19 protein-coding genes are annotated in these 24,280 nt (G+C 67.9%); 12 read left to right on the top strand and 7 right to left on the bottom strand.

Annotated features, from left to right (window positions below; genetic code table 11):
• Positions 1-5 precede the first annotated feature (5 nt).
• The 3 genes from cobN (at position 6) to cobO (ending at position 5,411) form a co-directional block, all read left to right on the top strand.
• Positions 6-3,680, top strand: a complete 3,675-nt coding sequence (gene cobN / locus Q1A87_RS04580; RefSeq protein ID WP_299647525.1) for a cobaltochelatase subunit CobN — start codon at positions 6-8, stop codon at positions 3,678-3,680.
• Positions 3,677-4,690, top strand: coding sequence for a phosphotransferase (locus Q1A87_RS04575; RefSeq protein ID WP_299647523.1), 1,014 nt, complete (start codon positions 3,677-3,679; stop codon positions 4,688-4,690). Before cobN ends, Q1A87_RS04575 begins: the two co-directional genes overlap by 4 nt.
• A gap of 109 nt (positions 4,691-4,799) precedes the next feature.
• Complete coding sequence (cobO, locus tag Q1A87_RS04570; RefSeq protein ID WP_299647521.1) at positions 4,800-5,411, top strand: cob(I)yrinic acid a,c-diamide adenosyltransferase; 612 nt, start codon at positions 4,800-4,802, stop codon at positions 5,409-5,411.
• A gap of 7 nt (positions 5,412-5,418) precedes the next feature.
• On the opposite strand, the gene Q1A87_RS04565 is transcribed toward cobO, so the two are convergent.
• Entirely contained in the window at positions 5,419-5,670 is a 252-nt protein-coding gene (locus tag Q1A87_RS04565; RefSeq protein WP_299647519.1) for a DUF3253 domain-containing protein, read from the bottom strand.
• Positions 5,671-5,741: 71 nt separating this feature from the next.
• Between Q1A87_RS04565 and Q1A87_RS04560 the strand changes: the two genes are divergently transcribed.
• Entirely contained in the window at positions 5,742-6,839 is a 1,098-nt protein-coding gene (locus Q1A87_RS04560; protein WP_299647517.1) for a M4 family metallopeptidase, read from the top strand.
• 51 nt (positions 6,840-6,890) lie between these two features.
• On the top strand, positions 6,891-7,172 hold the full coding sequence (locus tag Q1A87_RS04555; protein ID WP_299647515.1) for a protealysin inhibitor emfourin: 282 nt from the start codon (positions 6,891-6,893) through the stop codon (positions 7,170-7,172).
• A 40-nt stretch (positions 7,173-7,212) separates the two neighbouring features.
• Here the strand turns inward: Q1A87_RS04555 and ileS are convergent, their stop codons facing one another.
• From ileS to Q1A87_RS04540, 3 genes are all read right to left on the bottom strand, one after another.
• Positions 7,213-10,224, bottom strand: a complete 3,012-nt coding sequence (gene ileS, locus Q1A87_RS04550; protein ID WP_299647513.1) for an isoleucine--tRNA ligase — start codon at positions 10,222-10,224, stop codon at positions 7,213-7,215.
• Positions 10,225-10,577: 353 nt separating this feature from the next.
• Positions 10,578-11,666: a TIGR01620 family protein gene (locus Q1A87_RS04545; protein WP_299647511.1), complete on the bottom strand. Its 1,089-nt coding sequence runs from the start codon at positions 11,664-11,666 to the stop codon at positions 10,578-10,580.
• 14 nt (positions 11,667-11,680) lie between these two features.
• Positions 11,681-13,093 (bottom strand): YcjX family protein, encoded by a 1,413-nt coding sequence (locus Q1A87_RS04540; protein WP_299647509.1) that lies wholly within the window; start codon positions 13,091-13,093, stop codon positions 11,681-11,683.
• A gap of 103 nt (positions 13,094-13,196) precedes the next feature.
• On the opposite strand from Q1A87_RS04540, the gene truA reads away from it, so the two are divergent.
• Positions 13,197-14,000: a tRNA pseudouridine(38-40) synthase TruA gene (gene truA, locus Q1A87_RS04535; RefSeq protein WP_299647665.1), complete on the top strand. Its 804-nt coding sequence runs from the start codon at positions 13,197-13,199 to the stop codon at positions 13,998-14,000.
• 27 nt (positions 14,001-14,027) lie between these two features.
• Positions 14,028-15,209 (top strand): alpha-hydroxy acid oxidase, encoded by a 1,182-nt coding sequence (locus Q1A87_RS04530; protein WP_299647507.1) that lies wholly within the window; start codon positions 14,028-14,030, stop codon positions 15,207-15,209.
• A 21-nt stretch (positions 15,210-15,230) separates the two neighbouring features.
• On the opposite strand, the gene smpB is transcribed toward Q1A87_RS04530, so the two are convergent.
• A complete protein-coding gene (smpB, locus tag Q1A87_RS04525) occupies positions 15,231-15,707 on the bottom strand; it encodes an SsrA-binding protein SmpB (protein ID WP_299647505.1) in 477 nt (158 codons plus the stop codon).
• Between the two features lie 46 nt (positions 15,708-15,753).
• On the bottom strand, positions 15,754-16,626 hold the full coding sequence (gene dapA, locus Q1A87_RS04520) for a 4-hydroxy-tetrahydrodipicolinate synthase (RefSeq protein ID WP_299647503.1): 873 nt from the start codon (positions 16,624-16,626) through the stop codon (positions 15,754-15,756).
• 138 nt (positions 16,627-16,764) lie between these two features.
• Between dapA and Q1A87_RS04515 the strand changes: the two genes are divergently transcribed.
• Positions 16,765-18,744 (top strand): lytic transglycosylase domain-containing protein, encoded by a 1,980-nt coding sequence (locus Q1A87_RS04515; protein WP_299647501.1) that lies wholly within the window; start codon positions 16,765-16,767, stop codon positions 18,742-18,744.
• 4 nt (positions 18,745-18,748) lie between these two features.
• Here Q1A87_RS04515 and mnmD read toward each other — a convergent pair whose 3' ends face one another.
• The gene (mnmD, locus tag Q1A87_RS04510; protein WP_299647499.1) at positions 18,749-19,405 is read right to left on the bottom strand and encodes a tRNA (5-methylaminomethyl-2-thiouridine)(34)-methyltransferase MnmD; all 657 of its coding nucleotides are present in this window, start codon (positions 19,403-19,405) and stop codon (positions 18,749-18,751) included.
• 55 nt (positions 19,406-19,460) lie between these two features.
• On the opposite strand from mnmD, the gene Q1A87_RS04505 reads away from it, so the two are divergent.
• The 4 genes from Q1A87_RS04505 (at position 19,461) to Q1A87_RS04490 (ending at position 24,150) form a co-directional block, all read left to right on the top strand.
• A complete protein-coding gene (locus tag Q1A87_RS04505; RefSeq protein ID WP_299647497.1) occupies positions 19,461-20,501 on the top strand; it encodes an FAD-binding oxidoreductase in 1,041 nt (346 codons plus the stop codon).
• Between the two features lie 59 nt (positions 20,502-20,560).
• On the top strand, positions 20,561-21,163 hold the full coding sequence (locus tag Q1A87_RS04500; protein WP_299647495.1) for a queuosine precursor transporter: 603 nt from the start codon (positions 20,561-20,563) through the stop codon (positions 21,161-21,163).
• Between the two features lie 389 nt (positions 21,164-21,552).
• The gene (gene arfB / locus Q1A87_RS04495; RefSeq protein ID WP_299647493.1) at positions 21,553-21,975 is read left to right on the top strand and encodes an alternative ribosome rescue aminoacyl-tRNA hydrolase ArfB; all 423 of its coding nucleotides are present in this window, start codon (positions 21,553-21,555) and stop codon (positions 21,973-21,975) included.
• 39 nt (positions 21,976-22,014) lie between these two features.
• A complete protein-coding gene (locus tag Q1A87_RS04490; RefSeq protein ID WP_299647491.1) occupies positions 22,015-24,150 on the top strand; it encodes a hypothetical protein in 2,136 nt (711 codons plus the stop codon).
• Positions 24,151-24,280 lie beyond the last annotated feature (130 nt).

Genomic DNA, 24,280 nt, shown 5'->3' with positions numbered 1-24,280 from the left:
GCGGAATGCACCTTCTCGCCGCGCAGCCGGGCACGATCGACGAGGGCGAACCCGTCGATCCGGGCCAGACCCCGGCCGAGCTCGTCGTCATCACCGCCGCCGACACGGAACTCGCCGCCCTGTCGGAGGCGCGTGCCGCGATGGCCGATGCGCCGGAGACGCGGCTGATCAGCCTCCTGCACCTGCGCCACCCGATGTCGGTGGACCTGCATCTCGACCAATGCGCGACCCGCTCGGAGCTCGTCGTCGCGCGCATCCTCGGCGGGCGCGGCTACTGGAGCTACGGGCTCGAGCAATACGCCGCCCGGCTGCACGAGGCGGGCGTGCCGTTCGCCGCCCTGCCGGGCGACGACAAGCCGGACGCCGAACTGCGCGAGCTCTCGACCGTCTCGGGCGAGGATTACGATGCGCTCTGGTCCTGTCTCGTTGAAGGCGGGCCGCAGAACGCGACGACTTTCCTCGTCCATGCCCGCGCGATGATCCGCGACGCCCCCCGCCCCGCTCCGGCTCGTCCGCTGCTGCGTGCGGGGCTCTACTGGCCCGGCACGCCCGAGGCCGACCTCGCCGCGATCCGCGCGAACTGGCAGGACGACGCGCCCGTCGTCCCCCTCGTCTTCTACCGGGCGTTGCTGCAGGGGGCCGGGCTCAATCCGGTGAACCGGATGGTGAAGGCCCTGCTCCGGGCAGGGATGAACCCGATGCCGGTCTTCGTCGCGTCGCTCAAGGAGGCGGTGAGCCGGGCCACGCTCGAGGCGCTCTTTTCCGAGGCGCCGCCGGACGCGATCGTGAACCTAACGAGCTTCGCCGTGGGCGATACGAAAACGAACCCGCTCGCCGCGCCCTTCGCGAACGGCGCTCCGGTCTTCCAGGCGGTCCTGTCGGGCGGAACGGAGCAGGCTTGGGAGGCCGGCACGACCGGCCTCTCGGCGCGCGACATCGCGATGAACGTGGCCTTGCCCGAGCTCGACGGACGGGTCCTGACCCGCGCGATCGGCTTCAAGGGCGAGGCGTTCTACGACGAGGCGACCCAGTGCCCGATCGCCACATGGAAGGCGCAGGGCGACCGGATCGCCTTCGTGGCCGACCTCGTCGGAGGCTGGTGCCGCCTGCGCCGGATGCAAGCGGGCGAACGCCGCGTCGCGCTCGTGCTGGCGAACTATCCCAATCGCGACGGACGGCTGGCCAACGGCGTTGGTCTCGACACGCCCGCTTCCACGGTCCACGTGCTCGGCCTTCTGGGCGACGCGGGCTACGACACGAACCCCCCCGAGGATAGCGCCGCGCTGATGGCGCAACTGCTCGCGGGGCCGACGAACTGGCTCACGGACCGCGCCGAGCGGCAAGGCGGCGAGCGCCTGAGCCTCGCCGAGTACCGTGCCTTCTACGCGACCCTCCCCCTGGCCGCACGGCAGCGCATCGAGGATCGATGGGGCCCGCCCGAGAACGACCTTTTCTTCTTGGCAGAAATACTCGAATCCGACGCGGCGCCGAACGGGCACTTCGCGCTGTCGATCCACCGCTTCGGCAAGGCCGTCGTCGCCCTGCAGCCGGCGCGCGGATACAACGTCGATCCGACCGACAGCTACCACAGCCCCGATCTTGTCCCGCCGCATAACTACCTCGCCTTCTATGCCTGGCTGCGGCGCGAGGCGGATGCGATCGTTCACATGGGCAAGCACGGCAACCTCGAATGGCTGCCGGGCCGGGCGGTCGCGCTGGGCGGGGACGACTGGCCGGAGATCGCGCTCGGGCCGATGCCGCATGTCTATCCGTTCATCGTCAACGATCCCGGCGAGGGCACGCAGGCCAAGCGCCGCTCCCAGGCGGTCATCGTCGATCACCTGACCCCGCCCCTCACGCGTGCGGAGAGCTACGGGCCGATGCGCGACCTCGAGGCGCTGGTGGACGAATATTACGAGGCCGCGGGCGTCGATCCACGGCGGATCGACCATCTGCGGCGCGAGATCGTGAGCCTCGCGCAGGCGACCGGGCTCGATGTCGATGCGGGGATGCAGGGCACGGACGACCTCGCCCGCCTCGACGCCTATCTTTGCGAATTGAAGGAAGCGCAGATCCGGGACGGGCTGCACGTCTTCGGGCAATCGCCCGAAGGCCGGCTGCAGGACGACCTGCTGCAGGCGCTGGTGCGCCTGCCGCGGGGCGAGGCCGAGAGCCTGCCGCGTGCCATCGCCACCGATCTGGACCTCGACTTCGACCCGCTCGATTGCGACATGGCCGCGCCGTGGGACGGGCCGCGCCCGGACGCGCTCTCCGGCGACGGCGTCTGGCGCAGCGCGGGCGACAGCGTGGAGCGGATCGAGGGCCTTTCCGCGCGACTGCTCCGGGGCGAGGCCTCGCCCCCCGGTCCCCGCACGCAAGCCGTGCTCGAGGACGCGGCGCGACTTCGCGAGACGATCCGCGCCTGCGGCCCCGCGGAGGGGGCGGGGCTCCTCACCGCCCTCGAGGGGCGCTTCGTCGCCCCGGCGCCGTCCGGCGCACCCACCCGCGGGCGGCCCGACGTCCTGCCAACAGGGCGGAACTTCTACTCGGTCGACAGTCGCGCCGTGCCAACGCCCACGGCCTGGGCCCTTGGCTGGAAGTCCGCATCCCTCCTTGTCGAGCGGCACCTGCAGGATCACGGCGACTGGCCGCGGGCGATGCTGGTGACGGCCTGGGGCACCGCCAACATGCGCACCGGCGGCGACGACATCGCGCAGACCTTGGCGCTGATGGGAGTGAAGCCCCGATGGGATTCGGCAAACCGGCGCGTCGTCGGCTTCGAGATCATCCCCGCCACCGCCCTGGGACGGCCACGCGTGGACGTAACCCTGCGCGTGTCGGGCTTCTTTCGCGACGCGTTCCCGCAGCAGATGGCGCTCGTCGACGCCGCCGCCCGCGCGGTGCAGGCGCTCGACGAACCGGCGGAGGACAACCCCGCCGCCGCCCGCGCCCGGGCCGGCGAGGGACAGGCGCGGGTGTACGGATCGAAGCCGGGGGCCTACGGCGCCGGGCTGCAGGCGATGATCGACGAGCGGCTCTGGTCCGAGACGGCCGATCTGGGTCGGGCCTATCTCGACTGGGGCGGCTACGCCTACGGCACCGGCGAGGGCACGCCCGACCGCGCCGGCCTGCGCGAACGTCTGGGACAGGTGGAGGCGATCGTCCAGAACCAGGACAACCGCGAACACGACCTGCTCGACAGCGACGATTACTACCAGTTCGAAGGCGGGGCCGCGGCGGCGGTCGAGATGCTGCAGGGCGCACGGCGTCCGGTCTATCACAACGACCATTCCCGACCCGAGCGCCCCGTGATCCGCACGCTGGAGGACGAGATCGGCCGGGTCGTGCGCTCCCGTATGGTGAACCCGAAATGGATCGCGGGCGTGAAGCGGCACGGCTACAAGGGCGCCTTCGAGATCGCGGCGAGTGTCGACTACCTCTTCGCCTTCGCCGCGACGACCGGGGCGGTGCGCGACCACCATTTCGATCTCGTCCACGCCGCCGTGCTCGAGGACGAGGAGACGCGGGACTTCATCGCGGAAGCCAACGCCCCGGCGCTCGCCGACATCGCCGACCGCCTCGGGGAAGCGATCGAGCGCGGTCTCTGGCGGCCACGGTCCAATTCCGCGCGCGCCCTGATCGAGCGGTTCGCCCGTGCGCCGGAAGCGCGGCCCGCATGAACAGGCGCCCGCCCCGGCCCGAGGATGTGGAGGCTGACATCCGCACGGCGCTCGTGAACAAGACCGGTTTCGGCCGCGATGGCTGGGCCCTCGAAGAGGTGGCCGTGAACGCGACGCCCGGAACCCACCGCTACGTGTTCCAGGCCAACCATCCGGGAGGCGAGCGGTCCCTCGCGGTCAAATGGTGCGAGGTCGCGTCGCAGGCGCAGGACGAATGGGCAAGTCTCGAGGCGCTCGGCCGCGGTACCGCGCCGCTGGTCGCGCCCGTCTTCCTCGACGGCCGCGTTCTTGCCACGGCGTGGCTGGCCGCGCCCCGGGCCCACACGCTGCTGCTTCGGTCGTCGGAGGGGCAGCGGGCCACGTGCCTGCGGCAGGCCGGACAATGGCTCGCCAGCCTCCACGCCAGCGGCCGCCCACGCCGCCAGGTGGTGCGCGACTTCCGGAACCTCTGCGGACGGCTTCGGACCCGGTTCGCGTCCGCCCGGAGCGTGGAGGCCGACAGGCTTCTGGATGCGCTGGACCAGCGGGCAAGCGGGATCGGGCGGGTCGAGCGGGCCGGCGTGCCGCTCCATTGGGACTTCAAGCCGCGCAATCTCTTCGTGACGGAGCGCGGCATCGTCGGCTTCGACGTCGGACCGATCAAGCCCGGGCTGCCGCTGCACGATGCGGCCAGTTTCCTGACGGCGATGGAGCTGGATCGCTACGAGGCGGAAGCGCTCGGCACGCGGCAGGCCGGCACGGTCGATGCCGACCGGCGGGCCTTCTTCGCGGGTTACGGCGCGCTCGATGCCGGAGACGTGCCGCTGCTCGACATGATCGAGGACCAGCTGCTCGTCGCGCGCTGGCTGCGCCACAGCACCATCGCCGACCCGCCCTTCGAACGGGTCGCGGCGACGACGCAAGCGCTCGCGGCCCGGGGCCTTCCGGAGCGCGCGGGGGCCTCGCGACCCGGTCGCCTCGTGCGTCGCCGTCTCCTGCGGCCGCGCTGGTCGGATCGGATTGCCACGTGAGGATGCTTGCGCGGTTCCTTGTTGCAGCTGCAAGCCGTCGCCGTGCCTCCGGCTTGACCTCCTCCGTCGCGGATCGGAAGGTCGGCCGAGTTCCGGAGGACCGCATGCGATGAACGACGACGACAGCGCCCGCCACAATGCGAAGATGGCCAAGAAGAAGGCCGCGCGCGACAAGATCATGGCCACCAAGACCGACGAGCGGGGCTTGGTGATCGTCCATACCGGCAAGGGAAAGGGAAAGTCCTCGGCCGCGTTCGGGATGATCTTCCGCTGCATCGCGCATGGCATGCCCTGTGCCGTCGTGCAGTTCATCAAGGGCGGCATGTCGACGGGCGAGCGCGACCTGATCCTCGGTCAGTTCCAGGATGTCTGCGCGTTCCACACGATGGGCGAGGGCTTCACCTGGGAGACGCAGGACAAGTCCCGGGACGTCGAGATGGCGCAGGCGGCCTGGGCAAAGGCCAAGGAGCTGATCCGCGACGAGCGCAACCGGATGGTCCTGCTCGACGAGATCAACATCGCGCTGCGCTACGACTACGTGGACGTGGCCGAAGTCGTCGCGTTCCTGCAGGACGAGAAGCCGCCGATGACGCATGTCGTCCTGACCGGACGGAACGCGAAGGAGGAACTGATCGAGCTGGCCGATCTCGTGACCGAAATGGAGCTGGTGAAGCATCCGTTCCGCGCCGGCGTGAAGGCGCAGATGGGCGTGGAGTACTGACGCGCACTCAGTCCGCGGCGTCGCACGACAGGCGGATCGGCCCGCGGGCGGCCGCCGCATCGACCGGCTGTCCGCCCTGCGTCGCCACGATCCCCGGCAGCGCCGCGGCCACGCGTCGGACCTCCGGCATCAGGTCGCGCCAGGCCTCGCCCTCGGGCCGAAGCGCCCGTGCCACCTCGGATGGGCAGATCGTCTTCGGCGCGCGCGCCCGGGTCAGGCGCAGGACCTCTTCCGCGATGCGCCGCTCGTCGATAATCATCGCATCCTTCCTGTGGGACGGGGCCATGCGCGCTACGATCCCGCGAAACCTCTCACCGGAGCAAGCTCGACATGTGCGGTCCCGTCCATTGCCACAACCCGATCCATTGCATCGTCCCGCCGCACATGCTGCGCGTCATGGCGCTTCGCGGCGACACCTCGGTGCAGCAGATGGCGCGCGCGCTCCTGTATCAGAACGAGGAGGTGCGCGAGGAGCGGGCCGAGCACATGACCGGCGGCGTTGTGCCCGAGGACGGACGGACGGGTCTCTTCATGTCGAGCGCGCTGGCGCGAAGCGTGCCGGAGCGCCATGTCTGCAACCGGCGCATCTTCGACGGCGAAGGGAAGGCCGCCCTGCCCGGCAATCCGGTTCGCTCCGAAGGTGACGCGCCCACCGGCGACGCGGAGGTGGACCGGGCCTATGACGGGGCCGGGACGGTGTTCGATCTCTATTCCGAGGCCTTCGGGCGGAACTCGCTCGACGGGGCGGGCATACCGCTGACGGCGACGGTGCATCACCGGCAGAACTACAACAACGCGTTCTGGAACGGCACGCAGATGGCTTATGGCGACGGGGACGGAAAGATCTTCCGCACCTTCACCGAGCTCTCGGTGATCGGCCACGAGATGTCGCACGGGGTCGTGCAGTATTCCGGCGGCCTGCTCTATCAGGGGCAGTCCGGCGCTTTGAACGAGAGCGTGGCCGACGTGTTCGGCACGATGACCGTGCAGCGCAAGCTCGGCCAGGACGTCTACGAGGCGGATTGGCTGGTGGGAACCGGCATTCTCGGGCCGGAGATCAACGGGCGGGCGCTACGCAGCATGAAGGCGCCGGGGACGGCCTATCACGACGCGCTGCTCGGGCAGGACCCGCAGCCCTACCACATGGACCTCTACGTCGACACGACCGACGACAACGGGGGCGTGCATATCAACTCGGGCATCCCGAACCACGCCTTCTACCTCTACTGCATGTATCTCGGCGGGAACGCGTGGGAGCGTCCGGGACAGGTCTGGTACCGGGCGCTGCAGCAGATCAACAACCCGATGGCCACGTTCCACGACTGGGCGGCGGAGACGCTGGACGCGGCGATCGCGCTGTTCGGCGCGGGCAGCCACGAGCAGGTCATGCTGCGCCGGGCCTGGCGGCTTGTCGGGATCGCCTGCTGAGCCTATCTTGGGGCAATGGCATGCGGAACCCTGGCAGCGGGATGTGCGGTGATGATGATCGAGGTGGCGTCCAGCGGGGGGTTCGGCGGGTTCGCCGCAGGTGGCGTATCCAAGCAGCTCGACGTGACGGATGCCGACAGCCAGCAGACCTATTGCGAGACCTTCGATCCGGGCGCGCTCTCCCGCCTCGAGGCGCGGGAGCCGAATCCCGGAGCGGCGGACATGCAGACCTACACGATCGCCGTGACGGATGACGAGAACCGGCGCCACGTCTTCCGCCTCCGCGAGGATGCGCTGCCGCCGGAAATGCTGGACCTGATCGACGCGATGTAGCGCCGGGGCGCGACCGGGGATTCGGCCGCGCCCTCGCGTTTCAGGACGCGCCCTGCTCGACCACGACCCCCTCCTCGGACAGGGCCTCGTCGCAGCGGGCGCAAACGCCGTCATGGCCGTGGAGCCCGACATCGGCCAGGATCTTCCAGCAGCGCTGACACTTTCCGCCCTCGGCCTGATGGAAGACGACGGCCACACCGGCGACCTCCTCGCTCCGGTAGGCGTCCGGCGGGGCCGGGGCGTCGGTGACGGTGATGCCGCTGACGATGCAGATGTCGTCGAAGTTCACCTCCGCCAGCAGCGCCGCCGTTTCGGCATCGACATGCACCACCGGCGCGGCCTCAAGCGAGGCGCCGATGACCTTGTCGCGCCGCGCGGTCTCCAGCGCGCCGGTCACCGCGCGGCGCACCGCCCGGATGCGCGTCCAGCGGGCGGCGAGCGCGTCATCGCGCCAGCCGGGCCGCGGCTCGGGGAAGTCCTGCAGGTGGACCGAGGAGTCCTCGCCCGGATGGGCCTCGAGCCAGACCTCCTCCATCGTGAAGGGCAGGATCGGCGCGAGCCAAGCCGTCAGCCGCGCGTGCAGCATCCGTAACACCGTTCGCGCGGCCCGGCGGCGGGGCGTATCGCCGTCGCAATAGAGGGCGTCCTTGCGGATGTCGAAGTAGAAGGCCGACAGGTCGATCGTCGCGAACTGGAAGATCGCCTGCCAGACGCCGGCGAAGTCGTAGGCCGCGTAGTGCCGGCGCACGCTCTCGTCGAGCTCGGACAGGCGATGCAGCACCCAGCGTTCGAGTTCCGGCATCTCCAGCGTGTCGACCGGCGCGTCGTCGGTCATCGAGCCCAGCATGAAGCGCATCGTGTTGCGCAGGCGCCGGTAGCCGTCGGCCACGCCCTTGAGGATCTCCGGCCCGATCCGGTGGTCGGCGGTGTAATCGACCTGCGCCACCCAGAGGCGCAGGATGTCGGCGCCGTACTGATCCACCACCTCCTGCGGGGCCGTGATGTTGCCCAGTGACTTCGACATCTTCACGCCCTTCGCATCGAGCGTGAAGCCATGCGTGACGACGGCGCGGTAGGGCGCGCGCCCCATCGTGCCGCAGCCCTGCAGCATCGAGGAGTGGAACCAGCCGCGATGCTGGTCCGTGCCCTCGAGATAGACGTCGGCGATGCCGTCCGCCGTCCCGTCGGGCCGGTCGCGCAGGACGAAGGCATGGGTCGAGCCGGAATCGAACCAGACGTCGAGGATGTCGAAGACCTGCTCCCATTCGGCAGGGTTGTAATCGTCGCCGAGGAAGCGCGCTTTCGCGCCCGGCTCGTACCAGGCATCCGCGCCCTCCGCCTCGAAGGCGGCGACGATGCGTTCGTTGACGGCGGGGTCGCGGAGCAGGAAGTCCGGATCGTCCGCCTTCGCGCCGACCCTGGTAAAGCAGGTCAGCGGCACACCCCAGGCGCGCTGCCGCGACAGCACCCAGTCGGGCCGGTTCTCGATCATCGAATGGAGCCGGTTGCGGCCGGTTTTCGGCGTCCAGGTCACGAGCTCGTCGATCGAGGTCAGCGCTCGTTCGCGGACCGTCTTGCCGTATTCGTCCCGCCCGTCGCCGACGGGACGGTCGATCGCGGCAAACCATTGCGGGCGGTTGAGTCGGATGACGGGCGCCTTCGAACGCCAGCTATGCGCGTCGGAGATGGTGATCCGCGCACGGGCGAGAAGCGCGCCGACCTCGACCAGCTTGTCGATCACCGCCTTGTTCGCGCCGCCCGGCTTGCCGTTCGGCCGGATGATGGCCTCGCCGCCGAAGAACGGCAGGTCGGCGCGCAGCGTCCCGTCGGCTTCCACGTTGTAGGTCATCGGCAGGCCGTACTTCAGCCCGATCTGGTAATCGTCGTCGCCGTGGCTCGGCGCGGTATGGACGAAGCCCGTGCCCGCGTCGTCGGTCACGTGGTCGCCGGGGAAAAGCGGGACGTCGTAGTCCCATTCGCCCCCGGCCCCGTCCGCGCCCCGCAGCGGATGCGCGCAGCGCAGCGCGGCCAGCTCCTCGGTCTGCACGGCACGCAGCCGGCGCCACATCGACGGCTCAAGCCGGGCAGCCTTCAGCGTCGCCTCGGCCAGCGCATCGGCGATGATGTAGGTCTGCCCGATTTCGGCCCAGCATTCCTCGGGCGTGCCCGTCACCTCGTAGAGCCCGTATGCCACGTCGGGGGAGAAGCAGATCGCGCGGTTCTGCGGAATGGTCCAGGGCGTCGTCGTCCAGATCAGGACGCGGGCCGCCAGAAGCTGCGCCTCCCGGTTCTGCGCCGCCTCGACGATATCGGCCCGCGCCTCCTGCGTCTCCTCCTCGAAGGTGTAGGAGGTCTCGTGGTCGTAGAGATCCGAATGGGCGTGGATCACCGGGAAGGACACCCAGATCGCGTCGGTCTGGCGATCGTGATACTCGACCTCCGCCTCGGCCAGCGCCGTCTTCTCGACCGGGGACCACATGACCGGCTTCGAGCCCTGGTAGACGAGGCCGGTCATCAGGAACTTCTGGAACTCGCCGGCGATCACCGCCTCGGCGTGGAAATCCATCGTCAGGTAGGGATCGGCCCAGTTGCCGGTGATGCCCAGACGCTCGAACTCGGCGCGCTGCACGTCGACCCAACCCGCGGCGAAGTCGCGGCATTCGCGACGGAACTCGACCACGTCGACGGCGTCCTTGTCGCGCCCCTTCGCCCGGTAGGCCTCCTCGATCTTCCACTCGATCGGCAGGCCGTGGCAATCCCAGCCGGGCACGTAGCGCGCGTCGAAACCCATCATCTGATGGCTGCGAACGACCATGTCCTTGAGGGTCTTGTTGAGCGCGTGGCCCATATGCAGGTGCCCGTTCGCGTAGGGCGGCCCGTCGTGCAGCGTGAACGGCTCCCGCCCCTCCTTTTCCCGCAGCCGGTCGTAGATACCGATCCGCGCCCAGCGGGCCAGCCAGTCCGGCTCCCGCTTGGGCAGGCCCGCGCGCATCGGGAAGTCGGTCCGGGGCAGGTTCAGCGTAGCTTTGTAGTCGGGCGCGTCGACGCTCATGGGGCGGAGTCCTTCGGATCAGCAGAGGGAATGAGTTCGGCGCGGCCCAGCCAGCACCTTTTGCCCGGCCGCCCCGAACTCTCAGGGCGCCGGGGCGGTAATTCGAATGGCCATCCGCGCGCGCTGCGTCATCGGGCGCGTTATAGGCCTCGCGGGCCGCGGACGGCAAGTCGCAGTACGCCGGGCGTCAAGCTTAGCGAAAGTTTTACAAAGCGCAGGCAGATACGCGACTCAGGAGGATGCCGCCATGTCGCTATCGTTGATCATCGCTTTTCTCGGCACGTCCACCTTCGTGCTGGTTCCGCTCTGCCTACCGATCCGGAAGCGTTCGAAATCCTGCTGACCGGCGGGCACTAGCCTGCGTCGGCCCGGTCGGGCTTTCCGGCGTCGCCCGGGCCGAAGAGGCCGGTCAGCGACCTCTGGATGATCCCCGTCACGCGCGGCGGCCGTTCGTGCGTGAAGGGCAGCGGCCGGCAGATCTCCATCGCCGCGACGCCGACGCGTGCGGTCAGCGCCCCGTTCACCATCCCCTCGCCGAAACGCCGCGACAGCTTTGCCAGCAATCCTCCGCCCGCGACCGAGTGGATCAGGTCGTCGCCGACGGCCACCGCGCCCGTCGCGGCCAGATGCGTAAGCACGGTCTTCGCCAGCCGCCAAGAGCCGAGCGTACCGCTTCGCCCGCCGTAGATCAGCGCAATGCGCCGGATCATGCGCAGGTTGCTCGTCAACGCGGCGGCGACGTCGGCGAGCGCGAGCGGCACGACGGCCGTGACCATCGCGACCTGCCGCGCCGCCGCCTCCACCTCGCGCGTCGCAGCGGCATCGAGCGGCGCGAGCAGCGTGCGCTCGGTCAGGGCGACCATGCCGTCGGCGTCGAACACGTCGTCCCGGCGGGTCGTGAGTTCCTCCCGTCCCCATCGCGTGTCGGCGCGGCCGGCGTAGAAGACGGCCACCCGATCCGACAGCGCGCGGGCAGATTTTAGGTCCGTCGCCTGCCGCGCCATCTCCCGCAATTCGTCGATCCGCCCGAGCCGGGACAGCGCCACGATCTCGCGCAGGGCGATGGCGAGCGTGGCGACGAGGAACGCCACGACGAGCGCCGCCGCGATCAGGCCGAGGACGGGGCGGGTCTCGAGGAGGCTCGTCACGAAGTCCCAGGCCGCGACGGAGATGGCGAAGCCCAGCACGGCGGAGAGCGTGCCCCAGAACCATCGCGCGAGCCCGGTCTCGCGCCGCGCCGCCAGAAGCGCCAGCGTCTGCATCGCGCGGCCCGAGGCCTGCGGCACCTCCTCGACATCGGGGACCGGTGGCGCGGCGGCCGGATCGAGCGGGCCGCCCGGCACCTCGATCACCCGGCCCTCGCGTCGCTCGGGCGCGGGCGCCGCGTCGACGTCGAAGAGGATCGCGCGGCGGCGCGCCCTGGGCCCAGTCTCGTCGTTCATCCCGTCCTCCCCGCTCACAGCCGATCCGCCAGCAGGAACTCCGCCGCCCGGTCGAGCCGGATATGCGGTGGCCCCTCCCCCGGGCGGAGCGTCAGCGGCGCCGGCGCGAACTCCATCAGGTCGTAGTCACCATCGAGCCACGCCTCCGCTCCCTTCCGCGCCGGCACGAGCAGATGCGCCGGATCGGAGGGCAGTTCGCCCGGGTAGAGCGCGGCTTCCCGCCCGGGCGTGCCCTCCGCGTTCATCAGGCGACCGCGCACCACGGGCAGCACCTCGCCATCGTGTTCGCGCGTCTCCTCCACGGTGGCGCGGAGGGCGGCCATCGAGATCGCCTTCGTTTCGGCCCCCGCGAAGTCGGCCCGCGCCCGCGCCTCCTTCACCATCGCCTCGGTCAGCGCGGTCAGCCGCGCGTGCTGCGTATGGTGGAGATGGTCGGCCTTCGTCGCGACGAAGAGCAGACGGTCCACGCGGCGCCCACCGAGCAGCGACATGAGCCAGCCGATCGCGCCGGGGCGGAACGCCATAAGGACATCCGCCATCGCCGCGCGCATCTCCTCCACCGCGCGGGGGCCGCGCCGGATCGCGCCCAGGACGTCGAGCAGGACGACCTGCCGGTCGAGCCGGGCGAAGTGGTCGCGGAAGAAGGGCCGGACGACGTGGGACTTGTAGGCCTCGAACCGCCGGGCCATCTCGCGGCGCAGGCTGCCCCGCGGAGCCTCGCCGGGCGGCAGCGGCGCGAAGGTCAGCGCGGGCGAGCCCTCCATCTCGCCGGGAAGCAGGAAGCGTCCGGGCGTCAGGTCGTAGGCGCCCGCCTCGCGCGCGGCCTGGAGGGCATCGGTGTAGGCGCGGGCCAGCGCCTTGGCCACCGGCTCCTCCAGCTTCGCGGTCGGATCGATGGCCGCCATCGCGTCGGCGTACTCCGTCGCGCCCCAGGATTGCAGCCGCGCCAGCGCGCGCGCCGACCATTCGTCGTAATCCTTCTCCATCAATCCGAGATCGAGCAGCCACTCGCCGGGATAGTCCACGATGTCGAGATGCACCGTCCGCACCCCGCGCAGGCCCGCGAGCATCCCCGCCGGGCGCACCCGGAGCGACAGGCGCAGCTCGGAGACGGCACGCGTCCCCTCCGGCCAGTGCGGCGCGCGGGCGGTGAGCGACGCGAGATGCCCTTCGTAGTCGAAGCGCGGCACCGTGTCGTCGGGCTGCGGTTGCAGGAACGCCGTCTCGATCCGCGATCCGGCGGTGAAGCCGGGCATCCGGCCGCGGTCGATCAGGTTGGCGACGAGCGAGGTGATGAACACGGTCTTGCCCGCGCGGCTGAGGCCGGTCACGCCGAGGCGCAGCGTCGGGTCGAACGCCTCCGTCACGCCGTGGGCGAGGTCGCCCACCCCGCGCGTCACCGCATCCGCCAGCCGTCCGATCACCATCCGCGCCCCCTCCGGTCCGGCCCTAGATAGGGGCGGCGCGCCGGGAGGGAAAGCGATGCCGCGCGGCTTGCCTGTCCCGACCCGTCCGGCCTATCCGGCGGCCATGCCGCGCTACGCCTTCCGCATCGAATACGACGGTCGCCCCTTCGCCGGCTGGCAGCGGCAGGACGGCCCCGCCTCCGTGCAGCAGACGTTCGAGGAGGCGCTGCGCCGGCTGGAGCCGGACATGCCCTCCATCGCCGCCGCGGGTCGGACCGATGCCGGGGTCCATGCGACCGGACAGGTCGCGCATGCCGACCTCGCACGCGACTGGATTCCGTTCCGCCTGTCGGAGGCGGTGAACTGGCATCTGAAGCCCGCGCCGGTCGCGATCACCGCCTGCGCGCGGGTAACGGACGAGTGGCACGCGCGCTTCTCCGCGGTCGAGCGACGCTACACGTTCCGCATCCTCGCCCGACGTGCACCGTTGACGCTGGACGCGGGACAGGCCTGGCGCGTGATCGGACCGCTCGACGCGGACCTCATGCGGGCGGGGGCCGCGCATCTGACGGCACGGCACGACTTCACGACGTTCCGGGCGTCGATCTGTCAGGCGAAGTCGCCGGTGAAGACGCTGGACGAGATCACCGTGGAGGAACGGCCCTTCCCCGGCGGGCAGGACATCCGCCTGCACCTGCGGGCGCGGTCGTTCCTGCACAATCAGGTCCGCTCCATCGCCGGCACGCTCGAACGCGTGGGCGCCGGGGCCTGGCCGCCGGAGCGCGTGGCCGCGGCGCTCGCCGCCCGCGACCGCGCAGCCTGCGGGCCGGTCGCGCCGCCGGACGGGCTGGTCCTGACCGGGGTCGTCTATCCCCACGACCCCTTCGCGGCGGACGGCCGCGTGGACAGCCCCGCGTCGAGGGACTAGCAAGCGCCGAAGCTTTGGGAGGCCGCCATGCCCGTCATCACCAATGTCGACGACCTGCACGAGATCTACCGTCGGCGCGTGCCGAAAATGTTCTACGACTATTGCCAGTCCGGCAGCTGGACCGAGCAGACCTTCCGCGAGAACGAGACCGATTTCGACCTGATCCGACTGCGCCAGCGGGTCGCCGTCGACATGGAGGGCCGCTCGATCGAGACGAAGATGATCGGCCGCGACGTGTCGATGCCCGTCGCGCTCGCACCGGTCGGGCTGACAGGGATGCAGCATGCCGATGGCGAGATCCTCGCGGCGCGGGCGGCCGAGAAGTTCGGCGTGCCGTTCACGCTTTCGACCATGTCGATCTGCTCCATCGAGGACGTGGCGCGCGAGACGCAGGTGCCGTTCTGGTTCCAGCTCTACGTGATGCGCGACGAGGACTTCATCGACCGCCTGATCGAGCGGGCCCGGGCGGCGGGCTGCGACGCGCTGGTACTCACGCTCGACCTGCAGATCCTCGGGCAGCGGCACAAGGATCTGAAGAACGGCCTCTCCGCCCCGCCGAAGCTGACGGCCAAATCCATCGCCGACATGATGACCCGCGTGCAGTGGGGCTTGGGGATGCTCAGGACCAAGCGGCGGTTCTTCGGCAACATCGTCGGTCACGCGAAGGGCGTGGGCGACGCGTCCTCCCTGTCGTCCTGGACGGCGGAGCAGTTCGACCCGCGCCTCGACTGGGACAAGATCCGGCGGATCAAGGAGAAGTGGGGCGGCAAGCTGATTTTGAAGGGCATCCTCGATGCCGAGGACGCGCGCATGGCGCTGCAGGTCGGCGCCGACGCGATCGTGGTCTCGAACCACGGCGGCCGGCAACTCGACGGTGCGCTCTCCTCGATCCGCCTCCTGCCCGAGATCGTGGACGCCGTGGGCTCCGAGGTGGAGGTCCACATGGATGGCGGCATCCGCTCCGGTCAGGACGTGTTGAAGGCGATCGCGCTCGGCGCGAAGGGCACCTATATCGGGCGCGCCTTCGTCTACGGGCTGGGCGCGATGGGCGAGCCGGGCGTGACCCATGCGCTCGAGGTGATCCGCAAGGAACTCGACACGACGATGGCGCTCTGCGGCGAGAAGAACATCCACGATGTCGGGCCGCAGAACCTGCTCATCCCGAAGGGGTTCCGCGATGCGTGGGAGCCCTACCGGCGGAACAGCTGAGCCGGGAGCGCGCCGCCGCCCTCAGCCGTGCTCCTTCAGCAGGCGCGACTTCTGCCGCTGCCAGTCCCGCTTGGCCGCGGTCTCGCGCTTGTCGTGGATCTTCTTGCCCTTGCCGACGCCGACCTTGAGCTTCACCATGCCGCGGTGATTGAAATACATCACCAGCGGGACGATCGTGTAGCCTTCGCGCGCGCTCGCGTTCCACAATCCTGACAGCTCCCGCTTCGACGCCAGAAGCTTACGCCGCCGCCGCTCCTCGTGGCCGAAGGTCTTGGCCTGCGCGTAGGGCGCGATGTAGCCGTTCACCAGCCACAATTCACCGTCCTTCACCTCGGCATAGCTCTCGGCGATGTTGCTGCCGCCCTGACGCAGCGACTTCACCTCTGACCCTTCGAGCATGATGCCGCATTCGAGATCGTCCTCGATGGCGTAATCGTATCGCGCCCGCCGGTTCTCGGCGATCACCTTGTAGTTCTTGTCCTTGGTATCCTTGGCCATGACGAGCAATTAGGCATCCGGGCCGGCGCTGTCCACCGGGCCCGGCTCAGCTCAGCAGGTCGGCGTGGCGCATCGCCGCCTCGATCAACGCACGCGTGCCGTCGGTCACGGGGGTGATCGGCAGGCGGACCTCGTCCGAGCAGCGACCCAGCATCGAGAGCGCGGCCTTCGCGCCCACCACGCCCGGCTCCGCGAAGATCGCCTGATGCAAGGGCATGAGCCGGTCCTGAATCTCGACCGCGCGAGCGTAGTCGCCGTCGAGGCAGGCTTGCTGCAACTCCGCGCAGAGGCGCGGCGCGACGTTGGCCGTTACCGAGATGCAGCCGACCCCACCCTGCGCGTTGTATCCGTGCGCCGTCGCGTCCTCGCCCGAAAGCTGCACGAAGTCGGGGCCGCAGGTGATGCGCTGCGCGCTGACCCGGGCGATGTCGCCCGTCGCGTCCTTCACGCCGACGATGCTGGGCAGCTTCGCCAGTTCGCCCATCGTGACCGGGTTCATGTCGACCACGGACCGGCCGGGGATGTTGTAGATGACGATCGGAAGCCCGACCTCCGCCAGCGCGGAAAAATGCGCGATCAGCCCGGCCTGCGTCGGCTTGTTGTAATAGGGCGTCACGACAAGCGCCGCGTCCGCGCCGACCTCGCGGGCGTATTCGACGAAGCGCTGCGCCTCGGCGGTGTTGTTCGACCCGGCCCCCGCGATCACCGGCACTCGGCCGGCGGCACGTTTCACGACTGCCGCGATGACGGCCTCGTGCTCCGCGTGGGTGAGCGTCGGGCTCTCCCCGGTCGTGCCGACGGGGACGAGCCCGTGCGTCCCCTCCTCGATCTGCCAGTCGACCAGCGCGTCGAGCGTCGCGAAATCGACCTCGCCGGATTTGAACGGCGTCACCAGGGCGGTCATCGAGCCTCTGAACATCGCGTCGTCCTCCTGCGGCGAAATCGTCGCGCCGTTCCTATCCGCGGCCCGCAGGCGCGGCAAGACGAAGCATTTTTGCGAAACTCGCGCCGTCGTCAGTCGCGCCGCGGCGAAAATCGCGCTATGCGGATGGCCGACATGATCCGATTTCTCCTCGCCTCCCTCGCCGTCATCTTCCTGTCCCTGCCAGGTGCGGCCGATCCCGCGCTCGAACGGGGCCTCTCGGCGCTGCGCAGCGGGCAACTCGACGAAGCCCGCGCCACCCTGCCCGAGATCGTCGATCCGGTCGCGCGGGACGTCCTGCTCTGGCACCTCCTGCGCGTGCGGCGAGGCAGTTTCGCCGAGGGCGAGGCGTTCCTCGCGCGCAACGGCGACTGGCCGGGACTGGATCTCCTGCGCGCGCGGGTGGAACTCGACATCCCCGTGACCACCGCGCCCGACCGGATCACGGCCTTTTTCGCCGCGGGTCCGCCGCAGACCGGCAAGGGCGCGCTGCTGCTTGCGGTCGCGCTTCGCGCGCTGGACCGACCGACGGAAGCGGAGGTGGTCGCGGTCGAAGCCTGGCTCGGCCTGCCGATGACCGCGTCGACGGAGGCGGGTTTCCTGGAGCTCTTCGGCGAGTTGCTTCGCCCCTTCGACGCAGCGCGGCTCGACGCGCTCCTCTGGGCGGGCGACACCGATTCCGCGGAGCGGACGTTGCGCCGCGTGACCGGGCCGGAGGCGGCGCTGGCCCGCGCGCGAATCGCGCTCCGGGTGGGCGCGGGGAATGTCGACACGCTCATCGCCGCCGTGCCCGACGGGTTCCGCGACCATCCCGGCCTCGCCTACGAGCGCTTCCGCTGGCGCCTCGGCAAGGGACGGACGGAGAGCGCGCTGGAACTTCTCTTCGCCTACGACGACAACGCGGACACGCTGGGCAATCCGGCGGCTTGGGGCGTGCATCGGGAACGCCTCGCACGCGTCCTGATGCAGGACGGTCACCATGCCGAGGCCTACCGCCTGGCCGCGAGCCACTACCTGCCCGAGGGCGACCCCGAGATCGCGGGCAATGAATGGCTCGCCGGATACATCGCGCTGCGCTTCCTCGACCGGCCCGACGCGGCGGCCGCGCATTTCCGCAACTTCGATGCGAACGTCGCCTCGCCGATCTCCAAGGGGCGGGCCGGCTACTGGCTCGGCCGTGCGCTCGAGGCGGCCGGCGATCTCGACGGGGCCGGCGCGGCCTATGCCGCCGGGGCCCGCTACCAGACCAGCTTCTACGGGCAGCTCGCCGCCGCACGCGCCGACCTGCCGGCCGACCCGCTGCTGACGGGGACGGAGGTCTTCCCGCCGCTCGAGGAGACGTCCTTCGCCGACAGCTCCGTCCTCGCCGCGGCGCGCATCCTCGACGGCATGGGGGAGCGGAGCCTCGCGGAGCGGTTCCTGACGCACCTGGCCGAGAGCCTTCAGCGCGAGGAGATCGGCACCCTGATCGACGTCGCGCTCGACGAGATGGACGACACGCATGTCGCGCTCCTGATCGCCAAGCGCGCGGCGCAGGGCGGGCACGAGCTGCATCGGGGCTACTTCCCGGTCACCGACCTGGCGAAGCTCGAAAGCCCGGTCGCTCCCGAGCTCGCGCTGTCGATCGCACGGCGGGAGAGCGAGTTCGATCCGGTCGTCGTCTCCCATGCCGGCGCGGCGGGCCTGATGCAGCTCATGCCCGGCACGGCGCGCGCGATGGCGGGACTCGTCGGCCTGCCCTACCGGCAGACCGCGCTCACGCTGGAGCCGCTCTACAATGCGCGCCTCGGCACCGCCTATCTGGGCGAGCTGGAAGTCGAGTTCGGGCAATCCCCGATCCTCGTGCCGGCCGCCTACAATGCCGGGCCGTCGCGGGCCCGGCGCTGGTCGGACGAGATGGGACATCCGGGTTCGGACGCGGTCGACGTGGTGGACTGGATCGAGGACGTGCCCTTCTCGGAGACCCGGAACTACATCATGCGCGTCTCCGAGAGCCTGCTGCCCTACCACGCGCGAATGACGGGCGAAGTCGACCGCGTGCCGCTCATGGACTGGCTGAAGGGCGGCTACGGCGACCTGAAACGCCACGGCGTGCGCTCGACCCGGAACGAGTGAGCCGTCAGGCCGGCAGGACGCCTCGGGTCATGTGCCGCTTGCGTCCGTAGCCCGGGCGCCGCTCGACCGCGAACCCCGCCTCGGCGAGCGAGGCCCGGACGTGGCCGGCGGCGGTGTAGGTCGCGAAGGTTCCGCCCGGCGCAGTGTGGCGCGCGACCTCCGCCATCAGCGGCGCCCCCCACATCTCCGGGTTCCGCGCCGGCGAGAACCCGTCGAGGAACCAGGCGTCGGCCCGCCCGTCCCATACGGAGAGCGTTCGCCGTGCATCGCCTTCGACGATCTCGACATCCATGCCCGCGAGCGCGATGCGTCGCGCCGGCCATTGGTCGAGCAGCGCCGTCGCGTCGAGCGCAGGAAAGGCCGCGAGCGCTCGCGCCATGTCGTCCCGCGCCATCGGCCAGGCCTCGAAGGACGTGAAGCGCAGCCGACCGGGTCCGGTCCAGGCCTCCGCCAGGACGAGCGCGTTGAGGCCGGTTCCGAAACCGAGCTCGGCGATATGGAAGCCGGTGCGCAGGCGCGCGGGCAGGTCGTTGCCGCCGAGGAAGACATGCCGTGTCTCCTCCACCCCGTCGGCGAGGGAAAAGTAGGGATCGTCGAAACGGCGGGCCACCGGCGTGCCGTCGCGCCAGTCCAGTTCCGGCGATGGGTTTCCGTCGCGCATCCCCTGCCCTATTCGCCGTGCGATCGAACCGACGGCATGACGCGAAGGACCGGCTTTGGCAATCGACGCGACGATCCTCGGGGCCGGCATTTTCGGCCTGTCCTGCGCCTGGGCGATGGCTCGACGCGGAGCGCGGGTGCGCGTGATCGACCCCAACGGCGTCGCGTCCGGCGCCTCCGGCGGCATCGTCGGGGCGCTTGCGCCGCACGTGCCGGAGCAATGGAACGCGAAGAAGGCGTTCCAGCTCGACAGCCTGCTGATGTCCGAAGCCTGGTGGGCCGAGGTCGCGGCGGCGGGCGGCGGCGATCCCGGCTACGCGCGCACGGGCCGCCTGCAGCCGATTTCCGACGCGGCGGCGGAAGCGCTCGCGGCAGACCGGGCCGAGGGGGCACGGCACCTCTGGCGCGGCGCTGCGACGTGGCAGGTCGAGCCGGCGCCGGAGGCGTGGTCGCCCGGCACGCCCCGCGTGATCCGCGACACGCTCTCCGCCCGCATCCATCCCGCGCGTGCCTGCGATGCGCTCGAACGGGCGCTCGACGCGCAGGGTGCGGAGATCGTCTCCACGGGCCCGACGAGCGGCGCAGTCCTTCACGCGACAGGGTGGCAGGGCCTCGGAACGCTCTCGGACGCGCAGGGCCGGACCGCGGGCGTGGGCGTGAAGGGGCAGGCAGTGCTCCTCGATCTCGACCGGCGAGACCGGCCGCAACTCTTCGTGGACGGGTTACATGTCGTGCCGCATGCCGACGGGACGACGGCCGTCGGCTCCACCACCGAACGCGACTTCGATGACGCGGGCACGGACGCACGGCTCGACGCCCTCCTCGTGGGCGCCCGCGCCGCGGTGCCTGACCTCGCTCACGCGGGCGTTCTGCAACGCTGGGCCGGCATCCGTCCGCGCGCCCGCTCGCGCGCGCCGCTTCTTGGGGCCTGGCCCGGGCGACCGGAACACTTCATCGCCAACGGGGGCTTCAAGATCGGTTTCGGGATGGCACCGAAGGTGGCGGAGGTGATGGCGGACCTGATTCTCGAGGGCCACGACAGGATCCCGGAGGCGTTCTCGACGGCCGGACTTGCGCCCTGGTCCGGCGCGGATTAGAGGGCGGGCTGCCTTTCGGGGCCATGTCTCCGACCACCATGTCAAAACGGGTATCCGGAATGTCTCTCCTTCCCGCCATCGCCGCGATGGCCGTCATCGTCGTCGCCTCCAATATCGGCGTGCAGTTCCTAATCGCCGACGGCTGGCTCACTTGGGGTGCGTTCAGCTACCCGCTAGCCTTCCTCGTCACCGACCTGACCAATCGCCTGCAGGGACCGGACGCGGCGCGAAAGGTCGTCTTCGCCGGCTTCGCGACCGGCCTTCTCTGCTCGCTCGTCGGCACGCAGATCATGGGCGAGTTCGGCCCGCTGGTGACCCTGCGCATCGCGCTCGCCTCAGCCACGGCGTTCCTCGCGGCGCAGCTCATCGACCTCGGCGTGTTCTCCCGCCTGCGCGACCGGCGCTGGTTCGTGGCGCCGCTCGCATCATCCATCATCGGCTCGGTGGTGGACACGGCACTGTTCTTCTCGATCGCCTTCGCCGGCTTCGTGGCGCTGCCGGCCGCGTGGGGCGACGTGGCCTGGGCGCAGGAGGGGACGGCGTTCGGGCCGCTCTGGGTGGCGCTGGCGCTGGCGGACTGGACCGTGAAGCTCGGGGTGGCGCTGGTGGCGCTGGTGCCGTTCCGGGTTGTGGTCATGAAGTTTCGGCGACGGATGGTGTGAGGGGGGTTGACCGGTACGAAATCTATGGCAAGGTCCGGCGTATCGACAACCCAGCGAAAGGAGGTGATCCAGTGTCTAGAAAGATGGTGGAGAATGCGGTCGGGACAACTTCGGAGGGCCGTGTCTAGGGCAGCCCCTCGGCACTTATTTCCGTGGCGGGTCAATGACCTAACCGACCCCGCCTCCTGAACTTTCGGAAGGCCGTTCCCGTGTCGAGGAGCGGCCTTCTTTCGTTTTCGGATGCCCCCGATCCGCGCCTCCGACGGGCGCCTGACGCGGCCCGTGGACCCCCCTCAAACCCCGTGTTCGCCGCGTGTTACGGCTGTGTTACGGCTGTGTTATGGCCGTGTCACACGCCCCCCGCCCCCGACGAGGATGTCGCTCCGCCCGTGCCGCTTCACGTGACCCCGCAGATCGAGATCCAGGACTGGGAGATGACGGAGCAGTTCGTGCGCGCCTCCGGGCCGGGCGGGCAGAACGTCAACAAGGTGTCCTCGGCGGTGGAGCTGCGCTTCGAGGCGGAGCGCTCCCCGGCCCTGCCCGGCCCGGTGAAGGCGCGGCTCCGGCGGCTGGCCGGGCGGCGCTGGACCAAGGACGGGGCGGTGGTGATCCAGGTCTCCGAGGAACGCTCCCAGACCCGCAACCGCGAGATCGCCCGCGACCGGCTCGCGGCGCTCCTGCGGGCGGCGAGCGTGGCGCCGAAGAAGCGGGTGAAGACGCGCGTCTCGGCCAACCAGAAGCGCAAGCGGCTGGAAGCGAAGAAGCGGCGCGCGGAAATCAAGACTCTTCGAAACCCGGCCAGCTTTCGATAAAAATAATCGAATCACACGACAACGAACAAGAAGGCGCAAATGACAAATCCAGACCATCAAGCCTTCGAGGACGAAGTCATTCGCGTTGCCCGGCGCTTGTTTGGGGGCTCAGAAACGCAGGGCGCTACAAATGTTGGAGGCCGAGAAAGAGACGGTGTGTTTTGGAACGGCGATTTTATCACGGTTGTCGAAGCAACAACCGGAAAGAGTAACTTAAAAGCTGAGAATGACCTCAAAAAAACGCACGATCTCGTACGAAAGTGCAGAACCGCAGGTAATATGGCTAAGGGGTATGTCGTTACTGAACAGGAACCTACAGCCGATCAAAGAGACGCAGCGAAGCAATACGCACGCTTTAATACTGTTTGGTTAATAAGCTTTAGTTCATTACGGGGAAAGCTATTCGATACCGTAGAGTACATCCAGTGCCGATCAAATCGACCTTTTGGCAGTGTCTATGATCATTTTGAAAAAGGCTACGAGATCCCACGGAACGATTATGTAGAACCTACGATTTCAACTATTGATAGCCAAATTAATATTTCAGTGGACGAACTGAGTCGAAATATAAAACAAGGTCAAAGATATATTGTAACATCAGGCTATGGATTGGGGAAGAGTATGCTTTTACGTGAACTGTTCTTCAAGCTAAAGGACGATTCACGAACAGGAAGCTATTTCAGAACGCCGGTTGCAATCAATCTTCGCCAACACAATAGTCAAGACTACCCAGAAGAAATACTGGAGCGCCACGCTCGAAATATCGGAGTTGACCCTCAAGGTTTAGTTAAGGCATGGGGAGCTGGTTACGTCGATCTGTTAATCGACGGCTTTGATGAAATATCGACACGAGGCTGGACTGGCGATATCAGAAAGCTTCGCGAATACCGCAAACGTGTTCACCAAGGCGTTCGAGCTTTGATTGACGGTACACCACAACGATGCGGCGTTATACTCGTTGGTCGAGATGGATACTTCGACTCTAGAAGCGAACTTCGAAGTGCTTTAGGTCTTAAATCGGATAGCTTCTGCGAGTTAGAGCTTCAACCGTTTGATGAAGCTCAAGCTGAGCTTTTTCTTAAAAAGAAAGGGCTAAGCTCGGCTCTACCTGACTGGCTACCGAGCCGCCCTTTGCTTTTGACCTATCTTGCATCGTCTAGAATACTTGAAAAAATTACGGAACAGCAGGCCGATGGAGACATTCAGCGAGGCGCAACGTGGTTGAACCTTATGGAGATGATATTCTCTCGTGAAGCGGGTCAATCTGAAGGCGTAGACGCTGAAACGATGAAAAGATTTCTAGGCGGTCTTGCGGTGCGAGCCCGCCAGACGCCACTCGGTCAAAAGAGCTTCTCCCAGACAGAGATTGAGTCTGTGTTTCTAGCAATTACTGGGAATTCTATTTTAGAAGAAGATAGGAACTTACTTTTGCGGCTTCCGGGGCTCGGAGTAGCGAGTGATCAGGAGGGAAACCGCAGCTTTATTGATGAAGATTTTCAAAATGCTTGTGCAGGTATTGCACTTTCAGATTACGTTCGCTCGCCGTATGGCGACGGGTTCTTACAATCGGAGCACGAAGACGTAAGTGAACCTGTTTCTGACTTAGGATTACTTGTGTCAAATGCTGATTTGAAGGTAAGGAAAACGGATGCTGGTGTAGTCAGAGCAGCCTTAGAATACGCTATGCAGGTAGAAAAAAATCAAGTAGCTTTTGACATAGCAGTTTTGATCTGTAGAGGTGGGGGTAGTAAGCCTAGTTTGACCCTTCAAGGCATACAAGTTAACCATATTGATCTGTCCAACGAGGAGTTCGATGGCGCGCAGTTTACCTTCGTTGACTCAATCATTTCAAGGCTGACTCTGCCGCAACCAGATGAATTTTACTCTAACGTTGTTTTTCGCGGCTGCCTTATCGGCTATTTAGAGGGCAGGTTGAATGAGTTCGATTTATCGCAAGATCAGTTCGTATCTTGCGATGTCGATGATTTTGGAGGTTTTTTCGAGACTGCGGATCATATTCTCGACACTGAACTTCCGCTAGGCTTGAGAGTGCTGATTGTTAGTCTTAGAAAAATTTACCTTCAGTCCGGAAGCGGACGGCTTGAAAGCGCTCTTCTGCGTGGCTTAGATCATCGCAGCCGCATGATTGCCCCGAAATTATCGATCTCCTTGTAAGGTATGGATTTGCAATTCAAAATGGGCGACAAGGCAAAAGATCCTATGCGGCTAACCGTCAGCTTCGAAAACAGGCTATCGACATAATTTCTTCGCCATCTGTCTCTTCTGAACCAATAGTAGTAGCAGC

The sequence above is a fragment of the uncultured Jannaschia sp. genome (genome assembly GCF_947494055.1).
In the GTDB taxonomy this organism is placed as follows: domain Bacteria; phylum Pseudomonadota; class Alphaproteobacteria; order Rhodobacterales; family Rhodobacteraceae; genus Jannaschia.
The sequence above is the reverse complement of the archived record's forward strand: the minus strand, read 5'-3'. Positions and strand labels throughout refer to the sequence as shown.